Source organism: Candidatus Paracaedimonas acanthamoebae (assembly GCA_017307065.1).
Classification (GTDB): domain Bacteria; phylum Pseudomonadota; class Alphaproteobacteria; order Caedimonadales; family Caedimonadaceae; genus Paracaedimonas; species Paracaedimonas acanthamoebae_A.
In genome coordinates this window covers 1-20,956 of record JAFKGL010000011.1, presented here as the reverse complement: position 1 = coordinate 20,956, position 20,956 = coordinate 1, and the positions used below count along the sequence as shown (strand labels likewise).

The 20,956-nt window shown below is 36.0% G+C and carries 19 protein-coding genes; 10 read left to right on the top strand and 9 right to left on the bottom strand.

Annotation, left to right across the window (positions count from 1 at the left end; all coding sequences use genetic code 11):
* Nucleotides 1-39 precede the first annotated feature (39 nt).
* The 3 genes from J0H12_01150 to J0H12_01140 form a co-directional block, all read right to left on the bottom strand.
* A complete protein-coding gene (locus J0H12_01150) occupies nt 40-939 on the bottom strand; it encodes a LysR family transcriptional regulator (protein ID MBN9412522.1) in 900 nt (299 codons plus the stop codon).
* A gap of 209 nt (nt 940-1,148) precedes the next feature.
* Nucleotides 1,149-1,757, bottom strand: coding sequence for a superoxide dismutase (locus tag J0H12_01145; GenBank protein MBN9412521.1), 609 nt, complete (start codon nt 1,755-1,757; stop codon nt 1,149-1,151).
* Nucleotides 1,758-1,810: 53 nt separating this feature from the next.
* Nucleotides 1,811-2,263, bottom strand: a complete 453-nt coding sequence (locus tag J0H12_01140; protein MBN9412520.1) for an outer membrane protein assembly factor BamE — start codon at nt 2,261-2,263, stop codon at nt 1,811-1,813.
* Nucleotides 2,264-2,444: 181 nt separating this feature from the next.
* Between J0H12_01140 and J0H12_01135 the strand changes: the two genes are divergently transcribed.
* From J0H12_01135 to rfaE1, 3 genes are read left to right on the top strand one after another with little or no spacing between them, the layout of a single operon-like run.
* The gene (locus tag J0H12_01135) at nt 2,445-3,107 is read left to right on the top strand and encodes a hypothetical protein (protein MBN9412519.1); all 663 of its coding nucleotides are present in this window, start codon (nt 2,445-2,447) and stop codon (nt 3,105-3,107) included.
* 9 nt (nt 3,108-3,116) lie between these two features.
* Nucleotides 3,117-3,719: a D-sedoheptulose 7-phosphate isomerase gene (locus tag J0H12_01130; GenBank protein ID MBN9412518.1), complete on the top strand. Its 603-nt coding sequence runs from the start codon at nt 3,117-3,119 to the stop codon at nt 3,717-3,719.
* Nucleotides 3,719-5,188 carry a D-glycero-beta-D-manno-heptose-7-phosphate kinase gene (gene rfaE1, locus J0H12_01125; protein MBN9412517.1) on the top strand — a complete coding sequence of 490 codons (1,470 nt, stop codon included), beginning with the start codon at nt 3,719-3,721 and terminating at the stop codon, nt 5,186-5,188. Before J0H12_01130 ends, rfaE1 begins: the two co-directional genes overlap by 1 nt.
* 34 nt (nt 5,189-5,222) lie before the next feature.
* Here rfaE1 and J0H12_01120 read toward each other — a convergent pair whose 3' ends face one another.
* Entirely contained in the window at nt 5,223-5,849 is a 627-nt protein-coding gene (locus tag J0H12_01120) for an alternative oxidase (GenBank protein ID MBN9412516.1), read from the bottom strand.
* Between the two features lie 497 nt (nt 5,850-6,346).
* On the opposite strand from J0H12_01120, the gene J0H12_01115 reads away from it, so the two are divergent.
* The 3 genes from J0H12_01115 to J0H12_01105 all read left to right on the top strand — a co-directional run bounded on the left by J0H12_01115 (nt 6,347) and on the right by J0H12_01105 (nt 9,060).
* The gene (locus J0H12_01115; protein ID MBN9412515.1) at nt 6,347-7,285 is read left to right on the top strand and encodes a hypothetical protein; all 939 of its coding nucleotides are present in this window, start codon (nt 6,347-6,349) and stop codon (nt 7,283-7,285) included.
* Nucleotides 7,286-7,301: 16 nt separating this feature from the next.
* Nucleotides 7,302-8,168 (top strand): hypothetical protein, encoded by an 867-nt coding sequence (locus J0H12_01110; GenBank protein ID MBN9412514.1) that lies wholly within the window; start codon nt 7,302-7,304, stop codon nt 8,166-8,168.
* A gap of 115 nt (nt 8,169-8,283) precedes the next feature.
* Nucleotides 8,284-9,060: an outer membrane beta-barrel protein gene (locus J0H12_01105; GenBank protein MBN9412513.1), complete on the top strand. Its 777-nt coding sequence runs from the start codon at nt 8,284-8,286 to the stop codon at nt 9,058-9,060.
* 50 nt (nt 9,061-9,110) lie between these two features.
* Here the strand turns inward: J0H12_01105 and J0H12_01100 are convergent, their stop codons facing one another.
* A complete protein-coding gene (locus J0H12_01100) occupies nt 9,111-11,024 on the bottom strand; it encodes an APC family permease (GenBank protein MBN9412512.1) in 1,914 nt (637 codons plus the stop codon).
* 153 nt (nt 11,025-11,177) lie between these two features.
* Between J0H12_01100 and J0H12_01095 the strand changes: the two genes are divergently transcribed.
* The 3 genes from J0H12_01095 (at nt 11,178) to J0H12_01085 (ending at nt 16,631) form a co-directional block, all read left to right on the top strand.
* Nucleotides 11,178-11,591 (top strand): hypothetical protein, encoded by a 414-nt coding sequence (locus J0H12_01095; protein MBN9412511.1) that lies wholly within the window; start codon nt 11,178-11,180, stop codon nt 11,589-11,591.
* Between the two features lie 171 nt (nt 11,592-11,762).
* Nucleotides 11,763-15,029, top strand: coding sequence for a tetratricopeptide repeat protein (locus J0H12_01090; GenBank protein ID MBN9412510.1), 3,267 nt, complete (start codon nt 11,763-11,765; stop codon nt 15,027-15,029).
* A 432-nt stretch (nt 15,030-15,461) separates the two neighbouring features.
* Nucleotides 15,462-16,631: a site-specific integrase gene (locus J0H12_01085; protein ID MBN9412509.1), complete on the top strand. Its 1,170-nt coding sequence runs from the start codon at nt 15,462-15,464 to the stop codon at nt 16,629-16,631.
* Nucleotides 16,632-17,023: 392 nt separating this feature from the next.
* Here J0H12_01085 and J0H12_01080 read toward each other — a convergent pair whose 3' ends face one another.
* From J0H12_01080 to J0H12_01070, 3 genes are all read right to left on the bottom strand, one after another.
* Nucleotides 17,024-17,695 (bottom strand): DUF3800 domain-containing protein, encoded by a 672-nt coding sequence (locus J0H12_01080; protein ID MBN9412508.1) that lies wholly within the window; start codon nt 17,693-17,695, stop codon nt 17,024-17,026.
* A 72-nt stretch (nt 17,696-17,767) separates the two neighbouring features.
* Nucleotides 17,768-18,436 carry a hypothetical protein gene (locus J0H12_01075; protein ID MBN9412507.1) on the bottom strand — a complete coding sequence of 223 codons (669 nt, stop codon included), beginning with the start codon at nt 18,434-18,436 and terminating at the stop codon, nt 17,768-17,770.
* Between the two features lie 208 nt (nt 18,437-18,644).
* Nucleotides 18,645-19,142: a hypothetical protein gene (locus tag J0H12_01070; GenBank protein MBN9412506.1), complete on the bottom strand. Its 498-nt coding sequence runs from the start codon at nt 19,140-19,142 to the stop codon at nt 18,645-18,647.
* 234 nt (nt 19,143-19,376) lie between these two features.
* Between J0H12_01070 and J0H12_01065 the strand changes: the two genes are divergently transcribed.
* Nucleotides 19,377-20,279 carry a LysR family transcriptional regulator gene (locus tag J0H12_01065; protein ID MBN9412505.1) on the top strand — a complete coding sequence of 301 codons (903 nt, stop codon included), beginning with the start codon at nt 19,377-19,379 and terminating at the stop codon, nt 20,277-20,279.
* 156 nt (nt 20,280-20,435) lie between these two features.
* Here J0H12_01065 and J0H12_01060 read toward each other — a convergent pair whose 3' ends face one another.
* The gene (locus tag J0H12_01060; protein ID MBN9412504.1) at nt 20,436-20,771 is read right to left on the bottom strand and encodes a nitroreductase family protein; all 336 of its coding nucleotides are present in this window, start codon (nt 20,769-20,771) and stop codon (nt 20,436-20,438) included.
* Nucleotides 20,772-20,956: the final 185 nt, after the last annotated feature.

Sequence of the window (20,956 nt, the reverse complement as noted above, 5' to 3'; positions counted from 1 at the left end):
TTTAATTTTGGCCAAGTTTAGCATTCTAGTCTTAAATTTTTAAGCGACTTTCGGTAAATTAGAAAGATTCTTTGTTTTCTTTATAAAATCAACGATGTAATCACCTAATAAGCGGATCTTTTTTGATTCTTTTAAATGCTCAGGATAGACATAATATGCATCAATAGAAGGGCCTTCCACCTCAGGTAGAACTTCAACTAATTTCCCACTTCTGAGAAGTAAATTTTCTTGAGCAAGTGTAGCAATGCCTAGGCCTTGTTCTGCTGCATGGTAAGGGCTGCAGACAACCATGTAAGGTTCTCGCAATTTATCTTCTTTCATTCCTAAAGTTAGATGCCACTTAAGATCTGATAGCGTATGTCCATCTGCTCCATGTGTGATCATATAATGAGAATCTAGATCTTCTACGGTTTTCGGAGTTCCATGAGCATTTAAGTAATCTTGGCTTGCAAATAATTTTAAGTGGAATTCCATAAGATGACGCTGAATCCAGGTTGGTCGATCTGGCATAAACGGAATAATGGCTGCATCCACTTCATTAAGATTAAAGTCATTAAGGCGTTCAATAGGAATCATATGGAGTCGAATTTTGGGATATTGCTTTAGAAATTCCGCAATATATTGGATAAGAATAGTTGTCGTCCAACCGCCCGGAATAGCAATCCTTAATATGCCTTGAGGTTCAATACCAACCTCACTTAAGAGTGAACGAGCGGCATCAAGTTCTGCAAAAACTTTATGAGTTGATTCAAAAAGAACTTCGCCCTGATCGGTGAGGCTAAGTCCTCGGCCTTGTCGATAAAACAAGGGAGCTTTAAGGCGATGTTCAAGATCACTAATATGTCGACTTATAGCTGAAGGGCTTAAATTTAGCTCACAATTTGTGAAACTCTTGGCTTTTGCTGCATAGTAAAAAATACGTAACTTATCAAGATCCATGATATTTCCTTAATATTATTTTAGCTATGGAACTAATGTAAGAACCAATTTTATTATTACAAGGCCAAAACTTCGTTTATATTTTTACTTTTTTTATCCTGAATGACAAATGTAAAATTATTTATCAAGCTATGCAAAAAATGCAACTCTTAGAATTTCTATCACAAATCAAAAAAATTAGTTTTTTAGGACTTAAATTATGACAATTTTTATTTTATCGCTTTCAAAAAGTTTTCTTCAGCAAAACGCCAGTTTATAAGATGATTTAAGAAGGTTTCCAAATAATCAGGGCGGCGATTTTGATAATCTAAATAATACGCATGCTCCCAAACATCGCAGGTTAAAAGGGCCATTTGACCGTGGACCATTGGAAGATCTGCATTGCCTGTTTTTGTGATTTTTAATTTTCCATTTTCATATACAAGCCATGCCCAACCAGAGCCAAATTGTGTTATGCCTGCTTGCTTAAAAGCATTTTTAAATTCTGAAAAGCTCCCAAAATCTTCATTTATTTTAAGTGCTAAAGCCCCTTGAGGTTCTGCGCCCCCATTAGGCATCATGGAATTCCATAAAAATGTATGATTCCATATTTGGGCCGCATTATTAAAGATACTGCTTTTAGAAGGATCTTGAGCTGTATGCATAATGATTTCTTCTAACGTAGAGGTCGCAAGATCGGTCGCGTCAGTAAGAAGATTATTAAGATTGGTGACATAAGCTTGATGATGTTTCCCGTGATGAAAGTCAAGAGTGCGGGCTGAAAGATAGGGTTCCAAAGCATCCTGTGCATAAGGAAGAGGAGGAAGTGTAAATGCCATTTGTTTACCTTTCGATTGTTTTATTTTTAATCAATTAAAGAAAGAGGAAAATCTTATTTCCCTCTTTTAGGATCTTCTTTGCGACCGGCCCGTCCAAAATTCCCAAATATTTGATGAAGGAGGGGGTGGTTATAGCCTGCAGAAGGTGTAATCTCTGTGCTTGGAGTGATTTCTTCTTCAGGGTTTGTTTGTATTAAAACCTCTTTTACTTTATCGGTTGCATCAAAGCGAATCATAATAAGTTTTTGTTCAAGAGACGTTGGTTTAAAGAAAGAAAGACTTTCTGTGACTTTATAATAATAAATCCATGTATTTTCATCAAAAAGTGTTGTGCTTGAAGGGCTGCCAAGCAGACGAAAGACATCTTCTTTAGTTTCTTGACCAGACTTTATTTTTGCAACTTCAGCTAGATCAGGTAATTTTCCACGATGATCAATACGGGGACTACAACCGACAAGCATAAGAAAAGAGCTTACGAGCAGACAAAAACTTAAATTCCAAACCATGAAGTTCTCATTAATTAAATGTTTGAATATATGTTGACTTTGCACGTCAATTTATAAAAGTCAATATAGCTTAGGACATAAAACTTGCCTTTCACAATAAAAATTCTTATAAAATTTAAGAAAATTATCGGAGTTTCATAATAAAATGATTCTAACTTGTCCTTCTTGTCAGAAACGCTACATGATTGAATCACGTGAAATTGGGTCAAAAGGAAGGCTTGTCCGTTGCGTTGCTTGTCGACATACGTGGCACCAAGACTTAGATGAAGATATGGCAGCTTTGGCAGATTTAACAGCAGATTTCTTTGTCGAAAAAGAGAATGTTGTGGTTGCAAAGCGCTACCCTACAATGTGGATTCTTATGGTTGTGGGTTTCATTCTATTGCTAGGGTCTTTCTTTATGGCTCGGAATACCATTGTTGCGCATTGGCCAAGTACGGGGAAAATTTTTTCAAAAATTGGTTTTTCAATCTCAAATCCGACTGAAAATTTGCAAATAGAAAATATCACTCCTATTCAGATTACCCAAGGGACAAATTCGTTGATTGTTTTAAAGGGGGAACTTGTAAATACATCTTCTTTAATACGAACGATTCCAACACTTCACATTGTTGTAAAAGGCGAATGTAAGAGAGCTCCTGTGACCTCTCAGTTGAAAATGCACTTGAAACAAACATTAGCAAAAATGCTGAAAAGTTCTGTAACCGGAGATGGGCTTTGTACTTTAGAAGAATGGGACTACACTCTTTCTGAATCCCGCTTATTTCCATCAGAACGTTTAAGTTTTGAAACAACGCCTCATCCTATGGTAGAGGGCGCAAAAGATATTACAGTTGAATTTTAGGAGATTTTTATGACTTTAATCGCGACTTCTTGGGATGCTTTTTTTCAGGATGAATTTAAAGAACATTTGAAGGTAGCTGAAGAAACCCAAGGAAGTCTACAAAACCAGTTTGTGACTCTCGTGGAGTTGGCAATCGAGGCCTTGCAAAAAGGGGGAAAAATAATCTTTTTTGGAAATGGCGGCAGTGCAGCTGACTCTCAGCATTTGGCAACAGAGCTTACCGTGCGGTATCGTAAAAATCGTGCGGCTCTTGCGGCGCTCGCTTTAACGACGGATAGTTCTGCGTTAACAGCCATTGGAAATGATTTTGGTTTTGATCATCTTTTTGAAAGGCAATTAGAAGCTCTTGCTAAGCCGAATGATCTTGTGATTGGAATTACAACTTCAGGCAAAAGCCCGAATGTTATTTTAGCCTTTAAAAGGGCGCAAGCCTTGGGACTTAAGACAGTTGCTTTTACCGGCGGAACAGGTGGAGAATTGCCAGGAATGGTCGATTTAATGTTATGTGTTCCTTCGTTTACAACAAGCCGTATCCAGGAAATGCATATCACTTTAGGGCAAATGTTGTGCGGAGCATTGGAAGATTTTTTTGCTGACGCTCAAGGCTCATGATGATTTCTTCTGCAGATTTTGATTCTTATTTTGATCAGTTAGCTCAGACGCGTTTGTTATGTCTGGGGGATATAATGCTTGATTGTTTTATGTATGGTCGAGTGGAGCGTATTTCTCCTGAAGCCCCTGTGCCTGTATTTCATATGACGCATAAAACAACTTCTGTGGGAGGGGCAGGAAACGTGGTGCGCAATCTCTCTGCGCTCGGCGTTGAAACTTCTTTTTGCGGGTTGATTGGCAAGGATAATGAGGGCGAAGAATTAACCAAACTCATCGATGAACTTCCTCGAACAAAGGGGAATTTAATCCAAGATCCTTATCGCCCAACCACTCATAAAATTCGCTATCTAGCTCATAATCAACAAATATTGCGAGCTGATAATGAAGCGACTTTTCCCCTTTCTTCTGACATTCAAGTGCAAGTGAGGCGATATTTTCAAGACCAGCTTCCTTTAGTTGGGGGTGTCATTTTCTCAGATTATGGAAAAGGGATGTTGCATCCGGCTCTTTTAAAAGAGTTGCTTTCGCTCGCAAAACAAGCCGGAAAACCTGTTATTGTGGATCCAAAAGGGTCAGATTATAGTATTTATCAGGGGGCAACGGTTCTCACGCCCAACCTGAAAGAGCTTGCGCAAGCCACACGTATGCCCGTTTCTACGGATGAGCAAATTGTTGAAGCTGCGTTGAGCCTCATCCATAAATACGATATTGGAGCGGTGCTTGTAACGCGAAGCGAGCAAGGGATGAGTTTAATCCGAGCAGATCAAGAGTCCTTTCATATTCCAACCCATGCTATCGAAGTTTTTGATGTTTCTGGGGCGGGTGATACGGTTATTGCGGCGTTTTCAGCTTTTTTGTTAGGTGGTGCTTCTTTTGAAGAGGCTGCGTACCTTGCAAATGTAGCGGCAGGGTTAGTGGTGGCAAAGGTGGGTACGGCAACTGTCGGTTCAGACGAAATTCAGCATATTCTTAAAAAGAAAAATATTTCTTCTATAAAAAGTAAGGATGTGAACCTTTCAGAGGCCAATGACATGGTCATTCAGTGGAAGCGTCAGGGACTGAAGATAGGATTTACAAATGGATGCTTTGATTTGCTTCATCCGGGGCATATTGCGCTTTTGCGAGAAGCAAAATCCAAGTGTGATAAATTAATTGTCGGATTGAATAGCAATAAGTCAATTCAGCGCTTGAAGGGGTCTCAACGCCCTATCCAATCTGAAGAAGCGCGAGCAACGGTTCTAGCATCTTTAGAGATGGTCGATATGGTGGTTATTTTTGAAGAGGATACGCCGATCAATCTTATCCACACCTTGCGCCCTGATGTTCTGATTAAAGGGGCTGATTATACCGTTGATAAGGTTGTGGGGGCGCGCGAAGTCCAAAGTTGGGGCGGAGAAGTCTTGTTGGTTGAATTGATCCCAGAACAGAGTACGACAAGAACCGTCCATAAAATAAAAGAAGTGCAATAAACTTTTATTTCTCAAAAGTCTAATTTATTAAGAGTTAATCTTTTTGAGGGACGAGCATATCTGAAAACTGATGATTCACATCCCGATGTTTACACTCATCATTCCGGATTACCACAATTAACTCCTTTAATTTGGCTGTTTTTGGAAGGTTCCAGTATTCATGAGCGAGCTGGGGAATCTCACAATTAGGGATTCTACCTTCTTCAACTTCCGTTAAATATTGCGTGTAGCTGATGACGGCTTCTTCTTCAAGGTATCCCACAAGACGATGAGCCGTTTTGGCTGAGCAAATATAGAGAATTAAATAGAGGGTATAAAAAATCCCTTGTGCAGCAATGATCAAGAATCTTTCAAGCGTATTCGGTTGTGCAATATGAATGAATGTCATGAGGTGCATTCTTTCATTTTCAGCTTCATCTAATAGTTCTTTGATCCATCCATGATCGTCTTCGATTTTTCTTAAGGATCTGAGGTGGCGTAACATGCCTGCAATCATGCCTGGAATGGCCGCAACGGTTTCTAAAACAACCGCGCGATGACCATACCTTTTTCTAAAAAAAGCATCGGCAAAGAAGCGCATAAATCGTACAATGCGAAGGGCAATATGGTCTTGAATCGTTCTAGGTTTGCGGTGAACTTTTAAAGGGTGTAGTGGTGTCATCAACATTTCTCATCGTTTTAGAAATAATTGTGAAGCACTTATGTGCCTACCACGTTATGGTTGCAAAACCAAGGTTTAAATAACGTTAAAATTTGATTTTTATCTTGCTTATTGACAGGAGATTCTTAGGGCAAAAAATGGAGAGGGGAAAATTTTTTCCCTCAGGCATAAAGTTTTTATAAAATTGTTGCGCATGTTTCAAATTTATTTAAAAAAATTCTTCAAATATAAGTATTTATTAAAAATTAAAGAGATGTTTTAAGAATACATTAAAAAATAAACATAAATAAATAAAGTAAATGTCAATTTATTAAATAACAAATTGAATTCTATGTCTCTATTTGACAAAAGTTTTTATAAAAAATTGAATAAATATCGCTGCTATGTTCAAGAAAATAATTTTTTGAAAAAAAAGTTGACAACTGTCAGTGATAGTATATTTACATAAGCAGGTAAGTTAAAATTTAAGACAATTTGTGTACATAAGGAAAATTATAATGAAGAATTTTGCGCAAAATAGCTCTTTTCTAAGAATTCTTAGTGTTTGCATGATTTTTTCCGGATTTGGCATAAATGTTGATAAGTGTGTTGCGAGTGCGTTAGAGGAAGAGGCTCAAGAAGGAATTGAAGGTATTCATACTCTTTTGGTTCCTATGGTAATTCCAGATCCAGATCCTTTTGATATAGAGATTCCGAAACCTTTGGCATTAGATGATATTGTTGTTCCAGATCTTGACGGGCAAGCTTTTTGGCACGAAATGATCAGTTTAAAAAAAGATGATGAGGCGCGAGACAAACGGATAGATCAAATAGATACTTGTTTTTGGTCTGTTGTGGATTTGCCAAGTATGTTTGAAGAGCATAACTATGACGGAGTAGATTTTAAAAAGGCTTTGTTAGCGGGAAACTTTAAACTCGTCGTTTCTTTAAAAGGTACTCCTTATGAAATAGAAAAATATACAGTAAACAATGAAGAATTTCCACCGAGTATAGTATTACATAAAGCTGTAAAGGATTGGCCTGCTTTGCAGGAAGGTTTTTTTAGTATTAACCAAGGTATGCAATTGTTACGTGAACGTATTTTGAAACTTGCTGGACAAGAACAAGAACTGCTCAATTTGCTCGCTCAATTTAAGCAAAAAGGCATGAAGTTCAGACAAAAGTATATCCAATTGAAAACGGTGAAAAATAAAAAATTAAAAGATTCCAATAAGAAATTAGACGAAGAAAATAAAGCACTTAAAGTGCGTGTGGCTCAGCTTGAGCAAGAGGTGGCTGATAGGAATATACCTCCCATAGCACAGCAAGTGATTGTCCCTACTGAAGAAGGTTTTTCTTTGTGGAGATGGTTCACGCGTCTTTTTTCAAGAACTACAAAAAAAACGGATGAAGCAACACCACTTATTATAAATACAGATGCAAACGAAAAGGTTTAAAAAAGGAGTAAATATGATGAAAAAAGAAACTATTATTTATACAATTCTGTGTAGTCTAATGATGACAAGTGCCGCAGTGGCTTCGAATGACGATATCCTGGACGAGTCCAGAGATGCGTATAGAACACCAAAGACAAAAAAAGCTGTCTCAAGGATAACGAAGGAAGAGTTTACACCTACTTCTTTTGAAAAGCTAAGAATGAGAGCAGTTTCTAGATTAGAATCAGAAAAACGAGAAGAAGCAGAAGAGCTACAGGCTCAGGCAGAAAAAAATCGCTTGCTAGAAGAGGTTGAGTCAAAAAAACAAGCTCAAACTGCGAAGCATGAAAAAGAGTTGGAGGAGCTAAAAGAAAGATTAAGACTATTAAGCCTCACACAGGATGAGACATTAGCAGCACTTCGTGAGCAGAATCAAAAATTAATGGAAGAGAAAAAAGCCCTAGAAGATGCTCAAAACATGTCAGAAAAAGAACAATTAAGAATTCAACAAGAAATTGCTGAAGAAAAAGCGGCAGTTGCAAAATTGACAACTGAACTTGCAACGGCACAACAAGCAGCAACTCAAGACGCTACAGCTATTGAGAAGCTAAAAACAAGCTTAGCAAGTAAAGAAAAAGTTATTAAGGCATTGGATCTAGATCTTGATGAGAGCGCGAAAAAATATGCGAAAATAAAGAAAGATTATCAAGAAGCAAACTTAAGAGCCGCGGTATTAGAAGAAGATGTAAAACTTGCAGAGCAAGAGAAAGTGCAAATTCAAGAAAAACTAGCCTCTTACGAACATCATGTTTTTGGAGATCAAGAGAAAAGTACGGCTTCAACTTCAAATGCGACTACTTCTGGGAACAGAAGAAGTATAAAGCCTATTTCATCTACTAAGTAGAATTAAAGGTTGAGCTTTGTAAGCATTGATGCTAACAGAAAACAGGTTCAGTTTCTTTTTAGAAAATGAACCTGTTTCGCTTTTTTGTGCTAAATCAAGGTACATTGGGACGCAAATGTTGAGAAAAGTATTATATTTTTGGTTGTCTCTTCTATTTAATTTATCTTTATCTCATGCAACCACGTGGGAAAATCTTCAATCTTTCAAATGGCCTACCTGTACTGTACCTCAGAACAGTTGGCGTGTGGGAATTGGGATTGGTGTAGAATATTTTAACCTTGCAGCAATAGAAAAATATAATTTTTCCGAATTGGGGTCTATGCATGTTGGGAAGCGAGATCAAAATCAAAAACAATTTCAAGTGGCACCTTCTTTGGAAATAGGGAAGACAAGTTGCAACGATTACTATATGGGAGTTGTTGCAAGCTGGCATTATTCTGGGGCTAAAAAGGAATCAAGGGTTCCGTTCAAAAATACAACCTACTTTACCCAGCAATTTAAAATGGCCCATTATTTTGATATCTTGACTAAGCTTGGGTATAAAGTTACCCCAGAGACAATGGGGTATCTTGTTGTGGGACCTTCTATCACTAAATGGTCACACACAACAAATCAAATTAAACATAAAACGTTACAAGACACTTTTAAGACATCTCAAACAAGTATTGGTTTAGGGATGGGAATAGGTGTGGAGCAAGTTATTTGTAAGAATGTTGCATTAAGTATAAGTTACACCCATCATTTTTATAAAAAAGAAAAAAAACAGAAATTTATGAAATTTCAGGAAAATTTTGGAGATGGTGGTGATGATGATTGGCGCTCTGGATTTGTCACTAAAGCCATAACCCCTTCATCTGACACAGTTACGTTTCGTTTGACCTACTTCTTCTAAAATATCTTCAAAGGGCTCTTGTTTGTTTAAGACCATGAGCTCCTTAAATTTTAATTCTTATCCTCATCCACATAATAGGGCACATTAATAATAATACGAGCTTGATTACATAAACGTTCATTCCAAGAAAGAATTCGTACAATGGCCTCTGCTGTGCGATTATGCAGTAAGTTATGCCACCACCTTGCGGGAATAAATTCGGGAAGAATAAGGATAGATGACACACCATTGAGTGTATCTAAAAGGTGAACATACTCAATGATAGGCTGAATAATCGACCGATACGGGGAATTAAGCACAATGATGTCAAGACCCCATTCGAGAGCTTCCAATTGTTGTTTTGTGGGGGTTACATCCTCTTGATGGATATCCACAATAATGACCTTAACATCGGTGGTCAGCTGACGTGAAAATCTTAAAGCTTCCAGTGTTCCCTTATGTACCCTTGAGACAGGAACAATGGCCGTTGAAGCTTTAGAGTGATTAAAGGTATTGTTAATATTTTTTTCAAGAGAGATATCAACTTTGAGCTGATTCTCAATTTCAGTGTAATGCTTTTTTACCTTGTAGCATAAGCTTACGATGAGGGGCACAACGATAAGGATTAAGAAGGCGCCTTCAGAAAATTTGGCTTCGAACGTGACAACAAGCGCTATTCCTGTCAAGCAAGCGCCAAAGGCATTTAAGGCCATCTTGCATCCTGTGGAAGACCAAAGAGGTTGAGATGTATCTTGAAGAGATTGACGCCAATATTTAACCATTCCCCATTGGCTTAAGGTAAAAGCACTAAAAACACCGATAGCATAAAGGGGAATTAAAGCATGTGTATTGCCTCTAAAGAGTAAAATTAAAATACTCGCTAAAATCGCTAGCCATAAAATTCCTTTAGAAAAAACAAGACGATCACCAATCGCTGAAAATTGACGCGGGAGCCAACCATCTTTTGCAAGAATCGCACTTAATTTAGGAAATCCTACGAAGACAGTATTTGCGGCTAAAAATAAAACGGTGGCTGTTAAAAGTTGGATCGTTTGATAAAGAAAACCATCTCCCCAGAGATTGCGGATTAATTGGCTTAATAAGCTTTCTGTATGGAGAGGACTAAGACCAAGGTTTTGAGAAATAATGGTAATAGATAGGAATGTGCCACCCAGAATAAGGCCGAGGGCCAATAGAATTTGACGTGCCACAGTTGAGCTTGGCTTGGTGAGCATACTGCCGGCATTTGCAATCGCTTCCACGCCTGTCATGGCGGTACACCCTCCCGCAAAAGCTCGTAAGACAACCGCGATGGTTGCTAGATCTAAAAAGACATCAAAAGAGGAAGAGGAGTATTTTTGAAGTGCGAGGCCTGTCTGAAATAAACCATCAATGCATAAACAAATAATAAGAATAATAAAAGCCCCGATGGGCAAAGCAACCGCATAGGCTGATTCCCGAATTCCTCTTAAATTAAGCCAAGTTAGCAACCAAAGACCCAAAAGGCACAGAGACACTTTAAAATTAAGTAAATAGGGAAAAGCAGAGCAAATGGCTCGAATACTGGCGGTCATAGAAACAGCCACGGTTAAAACATAATCAATCAATAAAGACGCCGCGGCAACCAAAGCAGAGGGAATTACCAAATTATGGCGGGCAACAATGTAAGCACCTCCTCCTTCGGGATACGCTTGAACGGTTTGTCGATAAGACGCAATGAGGGCCGCCAACACAACAACAATCGCGCCCGAAATCGGGATAGAAAGAGCTAAAAAATGACTTCCTGCGAGAGAAAGTGCTATCAAAATCTCTTCTGTCGCGTAGGCGATAGAAGAAAGTGCATCCACTGCCAAGAGAGGAAGGCCCAGGAAAAAACCTAATCGTTCACGATGTTGAACGGAATTTTTGAGGGGATGCCCCAGCAAGAATGTGCAAAGACGCGTTGTCGGATGAGTATCTGGTAAAGTTCGATGAAAAGGTTTCATGAGAATAGTGATACTAAAAATTACTTAATTTTAAATGAACGACATTAGGAAAGGAGGAATAGATAATAAGAAAGAAAGTATCTCGACTTGAATTAAAGTCTAAAAGCATTTATTCCTAATTTAAATATACATAAATTTTTTAAAGAGTTATTCATGACATCTCATAGCGTAAAAGAAGGGAAGTCTCTTTCTTCTGACGATGAAAAAGAGGGGGATTTTGAGAATTTATCTCTCGCAAATCATCTCCCTAAAGATAAAATAGACTTGAATGAGCATTTCATTAAAAATTCCACAGCAACCTTTTTCCTTAGAGCCGCCAGCGATGCTTTAAAAGGTGCTGGAATTTCCAAAGGAGATTTGCTTGTGGTTGATCGTAGTTCTAATCCAGCTTCTGGGGCCATTGTTATTGCGGAACTTGATGGTGAGCTTTCTATTCGACAATATGAAAAAAAGGGGGATAAAATCTTTCTTTCCACAGATTACTCCCACATAGAATTTCTTCCCACCGATAATTCTAATGAAATTCCGATATGGGGAATAGTGACAACGGTTATTCGTTCTTTGTGACTTGGGTAAGTAGTGAAAAAAGCCTCGATTACAACTTATTAAGCTATTTTGTATTGTAATAGAGAAGAAAAAAAACACCTAGATCTTGAACATCAATGAAAACATACTTAGGATTAATACTCTATTATTCTTTTAAAAATAAGGTCTGATCGAATTATGCAAAATTTGGAGATGAATTTATTTCAAAAGATTGACCCCAAAGCTTTAGAAAAAATAAATGGCATAAAATTCACTTTTAGAGAGATCGATGTTTTAGCTTTTATGCTTCATGGGAAATCAACGAAGAAAATAGCTTCTTTGCTTGTGATCTCGCCGCGTACTGTTGAAAATCATGTGCGGAATATTATGGTGAAACTCGAATGCAATTCGCGGGAAGCTATTATCGATTTTATAGAGAAATCTAAAGAAAATTATCTCCTTAAAAAATATTATTTAACGTTAAGAATAAACTCCGCTTTTAAAGAATGCTTAAGAGAAGTTTTTCTTTTAAAAGAGAAAAAAACGTTAAATTGTAAAATTGAAACGATTGAAAATGACTTTGGGAATCCAGTTTTAGAAAACTATCTCGAACTCGCCGGCATTCACATTTTAAAAGAAAGTGAAAAAGAGAAAAACCCCAAAATTTCAGTAGATTATGTTCTTTTTCCTCTTACTATCCTAGGAGAAAAGGAAATTTCTCTTATAAAAGAAAAAATAAACACGTATTTTCAGCAAGCTTCAGCATCTTTACCTACTTTAATTTTACTTATCCCCCCCAAAGAACAAGATAATTTTTCTTCTCAAATTTTATTGAGAAATAGCGAGAATATAATAACACTAAATTTTCAAGAAGATGATTATCTTTCATTTTTTGAACTTTTGAAAAAAATGTTGCCGCATCTTAATTTAGAGAAAATAATTTCGAAATTTATCAAAAAATGTGAAGAATTAAAGCCTACTTTAGAGGCTAATTCTTTATCAGATACGCTAATGATTTCTTCGTCTGAGTTGAAACAAGATATAGATAAAAACGTAAATAATATAAAAAAATCAAAAACTTATTTGATTATAGGCTTTCCTTTGATTTTGTTAGGATGCATAATTTTATTGTTAGGTTTTTATCAAACTACAGACATCTTTGAAAAAATTAAGACCTCTTCAGGAAATATCATAAGATCTGATCTTCCTATTCCAGCTGAGCCTATTCTTTTATCGCGGCCTCAAATTCTATCTCAAATTCAAGAAAAATTAAGTAAGAAACAAGGAATTCAAGTTATTGCCTTGGTAGGGATAGGAGGAGCCGGTAAAACAACCATAGCGCGTCAATATGCCCGCTTACAAAAAACAAATGTTATATGGGAGATAAATGCTGATACGAAGGAAAATCTAATTAACTCATTTGAAAATCTTGTCTATGCTCTTTGTAAAACAAAAGAAGAAAAAAAGATATTAAGGGATCTTCAAGAAATAAAAAATCCTCAAGAAAGAGAAGAAAAAATAATTCTTCTTTTGAAGGACAAGTTAAAATCAGTTTCAGAATGGTTATTAATCTACGATAATGTTGAGAAGTTTACAGATATTCAGAAATATTTTCCTTATGATCCAATTGGTTGGGGAGATGGAAAGGTCATTATCACCAGTCGAGATAATAATATTGAAAATAATAGCTACGTAAGTCATGTGATTCAAATTAAAGAACTGGATATCCGAGAAAAGCTAACTCTTTTTACGAAGATTATGCGAATTGGAAATGTGCATCATTCCGAAGTTAAATCAAAGAAATTTTTAGACAATATCCCGCCTTTTCCTTTGGATATTTCTACAGCAGCCTATTATTTAAAAGCGACGAATGTTTCTTTAGATGGGTATTTGGATCACTTAATTAATTACAATAAAGAGTTTGCGGCAACTCAAGAATATATTCTTAAAGAGGCGTCAGATTATACAAAAACACGCTATAGTATTATTACGTTATCTTTAAAAAAAATTATTGATACACAAAAAGAATTTGTACCCCTATTATTATTGATTAGTTTATTAGATTCTCAAAATATTCCTAAAGCCCTCTTAGATGTGTGCGGAAACAGTTCGTTCGTGGATAGTCTCTTTTATCATTTAAATAAGTATTCATTGATAGCGAATGAATTTTATAGGAATACAATCCCTGTATTTTCTATGCACCGAAGCACCCAAAAAATAAGTTTGGCTTACCTCCAAAAAACTTTAGCCTTAGAGAAAAACAATCCTTTATTAGATAAAGTTACGCACACATTTGAAAATTATATGGCGGAAATGATAGATAAAGAAGACTTTTTTCAAATGAAACTTCTTTTATCGCAGACAGATGCTTACTTAAGGCATGATGAACTTCTCAGAGATGATATTAAGGATAATCTTAAAAGTTCTCTTGGATGCATATATTATTATTTGAGTGATTATGTAAAAGCAAAACAACTTCTTGAAGAGAGTCTTGTAAATTTAACAAAGGACTATCATAAGAATCATCATAAGATTGCGCGCATTTTAATATATCTCGGAAATGTTTATAGAACTCTTGGAAATTGCGAGAAAGCCAAGAAACTCCTTGAAGAAAGTCTTTTAATTTATGCGCAATATCCGGGCCATTATATGGGGAATGGACGTGCATTAGGGTACTTAGGAATTATTTATAGAGGATTAGGGGATTATTCGAAAGCCCGAAATCTCCTTGAAAAAAGCCTTGAAATTTATCAAGAACATTCGAGAGATAGTATTGGACATGCTTGGGTCTTATCTCATTTAGGAAATACTTATCTTATATTAGGGAACTATGAACAGGCCAGAATTCTGCTTGAACAAAGTCTTACCATTTATAAAAAGCATTCTGAAGATTATGTGGGTGTTTCTTGGGTGTTAGGATATTTAGGAGATGCCTATAGAGCCCTTGGTGACTATAAAAAGGCTCAATCTTTGCTTGAGCAAAGTCTTGTGATTTGTCGGAAACATTTTCCAGAAAATCATGTGTATATCGCTTCTTCTCTTGCGTATTTGGGGAATGTCTATGCCGAAATAGGGGATTATAAAACGGCCCGTGAATTACTAGAGAAAAGTCTTGAAATTTCAGCCAAAAACTATGGAAAAAATCATCTCCACACGGCTCGAATTTTAAGAAGTTTGGGGCGCGTTTATCTTTTAGAAGGAAAAACCCAAAAAGCAGAAGACTTAATCCAGAAATCCTTAGATATTTTTCAACAACACAAATACAGTGAAAGCTATATGGCGTTAGAAAATCTAGCTGAGCTGTACCTTATGAAATTCTCGGAGCCATCAATTTCCAATGATGGGCAGGGTTTCGAATCAAAAAAGAAGGCAATTGAGTATTTAGAAAAAGCTTTAATGATTGTTCAAGCGCACTTTCCTCATGATTCTTCTCATTTATTGAGACTTCAAAAAAAATTAACCACTCTTAAAAATTCTTAAAGATAAAAACTCCCCAAGAATTTTTAGTTCTTGGGGACTTATAAGATTATTTTATTTTAACTATATTATTTTCGTAACTATATAATGAAATATAAATCTTATGTATGGTTATAATTTATTCTGACATGCAAAAAGTGCATTACATTATATGTTTTTTTAACGAAAACTAAGAAAGTTGAGAAATTCTTTGGTGGGCGCTATAGGGTTCGAACCTATGACCCGCTGATTAAGAGTCAGCAGGATATATCCCCTATCTAAATCTACAATTATCTATAAATCAATATTTAACAATGAATTAATTGATTAATGTGTACAGTATCAATCTATAGCAATAGACTTATTTCTCTCTTTCTTGCTGACAATTTGCTGACAATTTTATATAGTTATAATAAGTAATCAATCTGGAAGAAAACCTTAATAGGATAAGAGAATATGCCTAAACTTACAAAAAGATTTATTGAAGCTATCAAGCCTTCCACTTCATCAACCATAAAGTATTGGGATAGCGAAATTAAAGGATTTGGGATTGTGGTGCTACCTAGTGGGCGGAAAACATACTGTATTATATATAGAACTTCGGAAGGAATCCAGAAGCAGCTTAAACTTGGTGTACATGGTAAAATTACATCTGAAGAAGCTCGCATACTTGCACGAAAATACTTGGGTGAAATTGCCCATGGCCATGATCCAAGAGCAAAGAAAGATGCAGACAAAAATTTATTAACGATTAAGGCACTTGCTAAAGATTATTTAGAACGCCATGCTCAAAATAAAAGGCCTAAAAGCCTTCAAGAAGATCAAAAACTCTTAAATAATATAATTATTCCCATACTAGGGGGAAGGAAGGTTGCTCATATCACGCGTCGAGATATAGAAAGTATCCATTTACAGTTGAAGAATACACCTTATCAAGCAAATCGCGTATTAGCTTTACTCTCAAAGATGTTTTCTCTTGCTGTTGCGTGGGGCTGGTGCAGTGATAACCCTGTTAGAGGAATACAAAAATATCAGGAAGAGAAAAGGGATAGATGGCTGGATGAAGAAGAATTGCAACGACTGTGGGCTGTGTTAGAGAAGTATAACCACCATCTCACAACCCACATTTTTAAATTGCTGCTTCTTACAGGAGCAAGAAAAGGAGAACTGCTTCAAGCAACTTGGGATCAATTTGACCTTGAAAAAGGCATTTGGACGAAACCTTCTCATTTAACAAAGCAGAAAAAGAAAGAACATCTCCCTCTTTCAGAGAATGCCATTGATATTATTAACGAGCTCAAGCAATTCAGAAAGGAAAATTCTCCATATCTATTCCCAAGTAAGATAGAGGGACAGCCTTTACAAGAAATCAAAACATTTTGGAAAAAGGTTATAAAAGAAGCTAAACTTGAAAATGTACGCATACATGACTTACGTCACACTCATGCTTCTCATTTGGTTTCAGATGGCTTGAGCTTATCCATTGTTGGTAAGCTCTTAGGTCATACCCAAGCATCAACGACCCAACGCTATGCCCATATAGCAAATGAGCCTTTAAGAAAAGCAACAAGCTTGTTTGGTGACAAGCTTAAAAAGCTTACAGCAAAAGAGATACATAACCCATAATATAAAATAAAAAAGAGATAATGGTATGTTGATCCAAGCCATTTTATAATTGATTCATAGTTATAGCAGCAAGTAGACCTCACATTGTACATGCAACAGCAGTATTATAACCATGCAAGGATTCACTTATTTTAGTATATCTCAGTCATAACCATGGGTAAGCACAAGACTATAAGATTTATAAAGGTAAAAACGAGAAAATGACCAACAAGAATACCTTACCAAGTGCACATTGTTAATTGAGGGCTAGGCATGTATAAACATGCTGCGGAAGGAATAACTCCTTGACAATTTAACTTACAGGTACTATAGTAATAATAGGCGAGTAAGTCCTTTAGCATTCCTTTGGTGCTCCCTTCCATAGGTTGGGTATGAGCCAGAGGGTACGGGTGTTAAAGGGGTCGCCTTTTTTCATCTTGCTCAGGCAGATAAACTGATTCAAATTCAATCTTCTCCTTAAAACAATCATACCAGCTTGTTTCTTCTGAAGTGTATTTTCTTGCAATGCCCCAGCAAAATAAGTCAACTGCTTGTATAACAGGATTTTCATGAGAGATAACATGCTCAATATTCAGGAGCGCATTCGGTGATAAATCCAGGTGGGCTTCAATATAGGTATTAAAGTCTTTTATCTCTCTAGAACTTTTACATCTATCCATAACAAGATCCAGCCTTGTCACATTATTTCTGAGATTAACATGGGATAGTAAAAATTTAGCAATGTAATTATAAAGCCTTTTTTTGCTATCACCAGTCCTAAGGTGAGAATAAACACGTTCTTTGTTAAGAATCACGGTAAAAATGCTCCAACCAGAAGATGGCATATGTCTGTAAAAGTATTGCTTTATACTCAAGTCTGTTTTGGAGCCTTTGAGTTCATAATGATTCTTTTTTTCTTTGGCAGATATTTTTGATTTAAATGTTCTTAAGATTGCTCGTGAGATTTTCTTTTGAGTCTCGATTCCTTCTACTTTAAGGAGCGTAACAACAAAGAATTTTGAGGCACCAGAGCTATCAAAGCCTAGGCACCCTGATTCATCCAAGTATAAAAACACATGCGACATTTGAAATCTTTTCTAAAGTAATAAATGGATGTATTTTTCTTATATTGTGTAGTGCTTAATGTAAACAAGTTGTTAATCTTTTCTTTTATAAGCTTCATTGAGCAATTCACATTCATGCAAGGCTGCATCCATAAAGATTTGTTGCATTTCTGCTTGCTCTGCTTTTGAGATTGTTTGGATGAGGTCATCCAAGGATTGAATAATTTTCATGGTTTGTTGTTCTGCATTGATAGTAATACAATGCTTAATGAATTGCTTATAAGGATGATTATGAGTATTAAGTTTTAGGCAACGTTTGTGCAAGTGGGTAGCCAACCAAAATCTTGGCAGGATAGCCGCAAAGATTGAAAAAAATAATCTTTTGTCAGTTAAAGCCTTCAAGAAGCCAATATATTCTTTGCAGGCTGTTGTTAGGTTACACGCGTTTCCCTTAAACTTATCTAACTGGATGCTAAGGCTCCCCGCGGTCATAAGAGAAAGCTGCGCATTTTGAACAAGAATTCGATGAATGCATTTTGGATAATTTAGCTTTGATAGAAGGATCATCTCTTCAGAAAGAAAACGCCAGACATGCTCTTGTTGGTTAAGGAAGGAAGTAAATTGTCCTTCTTTTAAATCCTGGTTGATTAATTGTTCATAAAAAGGATGCTTGAGGACAGCCTTATGGAGATATTGAAGAGGACTCTCGACAAAATTTAAGAAAGGAGAGTTTAAATCTTTTAGATTTAAAGAATTATCCATGGCGTACTCCTTCCATTGAAGAAAGGGCGCCAATTTTATTGAAAATCTGGAGTTTATTGTTCTTCTCTAATGAACAAAAAATGAGAGGTAGAAATTTATTATAAATATATGTTATAGTACACATGTACACGTATCCTCATGGTTATGTGTTGCTGAAAGCCCGCTTTAGACCGCGAAATCTTGGAGCGGGTTTTTCTTTTTTAAATCTCTAAGTGGTTAGTTCCTGTCCCTCTCTAAAAGTAAATCCAGCAGCCCGAAGGCCACTGGATTGTTGAGTTGACAGGGAGGCTTTACGAGAAGTGAGATACTTCTCGTCACTCGGCATAGAATTCATGCCAAATTTGTTGATCGTCTGCGCATCTATTGAATTATTTTCCTGTTTATAAGTATTATAATGAATAGAAGGGAGAGAAGCTCTTGACTCCTCTCGACCTTCTATTGCTGGCGTGGGAGGGACGCCATATACTTGAGAAGATAGACTTTTTAAAATTCTTTTCCTGGAAGAATGGAGCCTAGCAGCATTGAAGCTGCTAGGCTTCTTCGGGGGAAGAACTAAATCACAAACTGGTAAAACTGTTTTATTTATAAAAATTTCGTTGATACTAGATAATAATAAGCTGTGCTTTCCAACCGTCTTCAAGTTGGGGCTTTGAGTAATAATTAAGCTATTTGGCAGCCTTTTATTGTTGTAAAACTCATAAACCATATTTCCCTTCCCCAGATTTCCTACCCTAAAATCATTATGTTACCTTCTATTTGAATTCCCTATTATTTGAGGCAACTATTCATAGCTACCATAAACAAATATGCATTACAAGAATATTTTTAAAAGAGAACTACAATTTTCAAATATCTTTATGCTAAATTGATATCGCAAAAATTTGTTTATTCTGCTAATTACAAGGTATGGTTCTTACTTTCCCTATGTAAATGAGTATTAATGTTAGACTTATCAAAACTTAGATTGTTTTATTGGGTTGCTAAATATGGAAGCTATACTAAAGCAAGTAAAGAAATCGATCTAAGTCAACCTTCACTAGTTCGACAGATGCAAGCTCTAGAAGAGAGCTTGGGATGTAAATTATTTAATAGGCATTTTCGTGGCATTTCTCTCACTCAAGAAGGAGAAAAATTATTTGAAACTACAATAAAAATTTTAGCTGAAGCGGATACACTAGAAAAATCGTTAAAAAGCACACAAGAACCCATTAAAGAAACCCTAAAAATAGGGACTACGACTGGAATTTCTGCGGATTGGCTTGTTAGATTTATACCAGGCTTTGTTGAACAATATCCACACATCAAGTTAAATGTATTATCTTACACTACTGATTTTGATCTGGATAAAAACAACATAGACGTCGCTATACGTAATAAAATTGAAGGTGAGAAGGACTTAATTCAGAAGCATTTATATACTTTTGATTTTAAGCTGTATGCAAGCAAAGAATATTTAGAAAAATATGGATACCCTCAAACGGCAAAAGATTTAGACAATCATCGTCTAATTGGATTTGCTGATGATGAAAAAGTGATGTTTCAAGAAGTAGATATCCTCTTACAAGGAGATACAGTTGAGCGAAAGAAAAGAGATTATTTTATAACAATTAACTCTAATATTGCAGAGTTTAGATTAGCAGAACAAGGAGTCGGGATTGCTAGTATATGGCCAGGACTTAGTTTACTTAAAAACTCAAGTTTAGTTGAAGTCTTGCCATCAGTGAAGAGTATGTCTATTGATATCTATTATATATATCATAAACATGTGTATAATACTGAAAAAGTTGAATTATTATACGCTCACATCAAGAAAGTTCTTCATGATGGCAAGCTTGGTATTTGAAATTATTTATTGAATATTAGAAATATCTTGCATTGATTGACTGCTAAAGTCTCACGATTGACTTTCTTCATATCTACATCTCCTTAACTCAACAAGTTAATGATTTATTAACTTATACAAGATTAACGTATATTTTAATTAAATTTTTAGTCAAGTTTATTTAATGTTTATCTTACGCAATATTCCCTCTAGTTTAGGAGATATTGCTGCCTTGTCTCCATGACCAATAGAGATATAAAATATTGGAGCAACATCACCCCCAGATACATTTAAAAATTTAGAAACTTCGGAATCACGAAACCACGCACTTATCCAAGTTCTTAAACCTAACGCCGTTGAATTTAAAAGAAGTGTCTGTGATAAGTGGCCTGCATCTAAATATACGTCCTTATATGAGCGTGAATGACAATATTTTGTCCACACTTTCTCAAAGTGAGCAACTAGGAAAATTCCTACAGAACATCCTTCTGCAAAAAATTGCCCACATAACATATTTTTTATGTCATTATAGCTTATACTATGATTAATTATCAGACGTCAAGCATGATTTCCGATTGAGCGACACTCAAGATTGCCGGTTTAGTTAAGAAGTGTCGTGCATGTTTTATAGTCTCCCGGGTGATTAATTTTGAGTTGATTGTTTACGTCTGTAACTATCGTCAGTAATATTGATAATG

What these genes read in the sequence shown, in the direction of transcription:
- J0H12_01150 (MBN9412522.1), bottom strand. Translation starts at nt 939, where the DNA reads ATGGATCTTGATAAGTTACGTATTTTTTACTATGCAGCAAAAGCCAAG.
- J0H12_01145 (MBN9412521.1), bottom strand. Translation starts at nt 1,757, where the DNA reads ATGGCATTTACACTTCCTCCTCTTCCTTATGCACAGGATGCTTTGGAA.
- J0H12_01140 (MBN9412520.1), bottom strand. Translation starts at nt 2,263, where the DNA reads ATGGTTTGGAATTTAAGTTTTTGTCTGCTCGTAAGCTCTTTTCTTATG.
- J0H12_01135 (MBN9412519.1), top strand. Translation starts at nt 2,445, where the DNA reads ATGATTGAATCACGTGAAATTGGGTCAAAAGGAAGGCTTGTCCGTTGC.
- J0H12_01130 (MBN9412518.1), top strand. Translation starts at nt 3,117, where the DNA reads ATGACTTTAATCGCGACTTCTTGGGATGCTTTTTTTCAGGATGAATTT.
- rfaE1 (MBN9412517.1), top strand. Translation starts at nt 3,719, where the DNA reads ATGATTTCTTCTGCAGATTTTGATTCTTATTTTGATCAGTTAGCTCAG.
- J0H12_01120 (MBN9412516.1), bottom strand. Translation starts at nt 5,849, where the DNA reads ATGACACCACTACACCCTTTAAAAGTTCACCGCAAACCTAGAACGATT.
- J0H12_01115 (MBN9412515.1), top strand. Translation starts at nt 6,347, where the DNA reads ATGAAGAATTTTGCGCAAAATAGCTCTTTTCTAAGAATTCTTAGTGTT.
- J0H12_01110 (MBN9412514.1), top strand. Translation starts at nt 7,302, where the DNA reads ATGAAAAAAGAAACTATTATTTATACAATTCTGTGTAGTCTAATGATG.
- J0H12_01105 (MBN9412513.1), top strand. Translation starts at nt 8,284, where the DNA reads ATGTTGAGAAAAGTATTATATTTTTGGTTGTCTCTTCTATTTAATTTA.
- J0H12_01100 (MBN9412512.1), bottom strand. Translation starts at nt 11,024, where the DNA reads ATGAAACCTTTTCATCGAACTTTACCAGATACTCATCCGACAACGCGT.
- J0H12_01095 (MBN9412511.1), top strand. Translation starts at nt 11,178, where the DNA reads ATGACATCTCATAGCGTAAAAGAAGGGAAGTCTCTTTCTTCTGACGAT.
- J0H12_01090 (MBN9412510.1), top strand. Translation starts at nt 11,763, where the DNA reads ATGAATTTATTTCAAAAGATTGACCCCAAAGCTTTAGAAAAAATAAAT.
- J0H12_01085 (MBN9412509.1), top strand. Translation starts at nt 15,462, where the DNA reads ATGCCTAAACTTACAAAAAGATTTATTGAAGCTATCAAGCCTTCCACT.
- J0H12_01080 (MBN9412508.1), bottom strand. Translation starts at nt 17,695, where the DNA reads ATGTCGCATGTGTTTTTATACTTGGATGAATCAGGGTGCCTAGGCTTT.
- J0H12_01075 (MBN9412507.1), bottom strand. Translation starts at nt 18,436, where the DNA reads ATGGATAATTCTTTAAATCTAAAAGATTTAAACTCTCCTTTCTTAAAT.
- J0H12_01070 (MBN9412506.1), bottom strand. Translation starts at nt 19,142, where the DNA reads ATGGTTTATGAGTTTTACAACAATAAAAGGCTGCCAAATAGCTTAATT.
- J0H12_01065 (MBN9412505.1), top strand. Translation starts at nt 19,377, where the DNA reads ATGTTAGACTTATCAAAACTTAGATTGTTTTATTGGGTTGCTAAATAT.
- J0H12_01060 (MBN9412504.1), bottom strand. Translation starts at nt 20,771, where the DNA reads ATGTTATGTGGGCAATTTTTTGCAGAAGGATGTTCTGTAGGAATTTTC.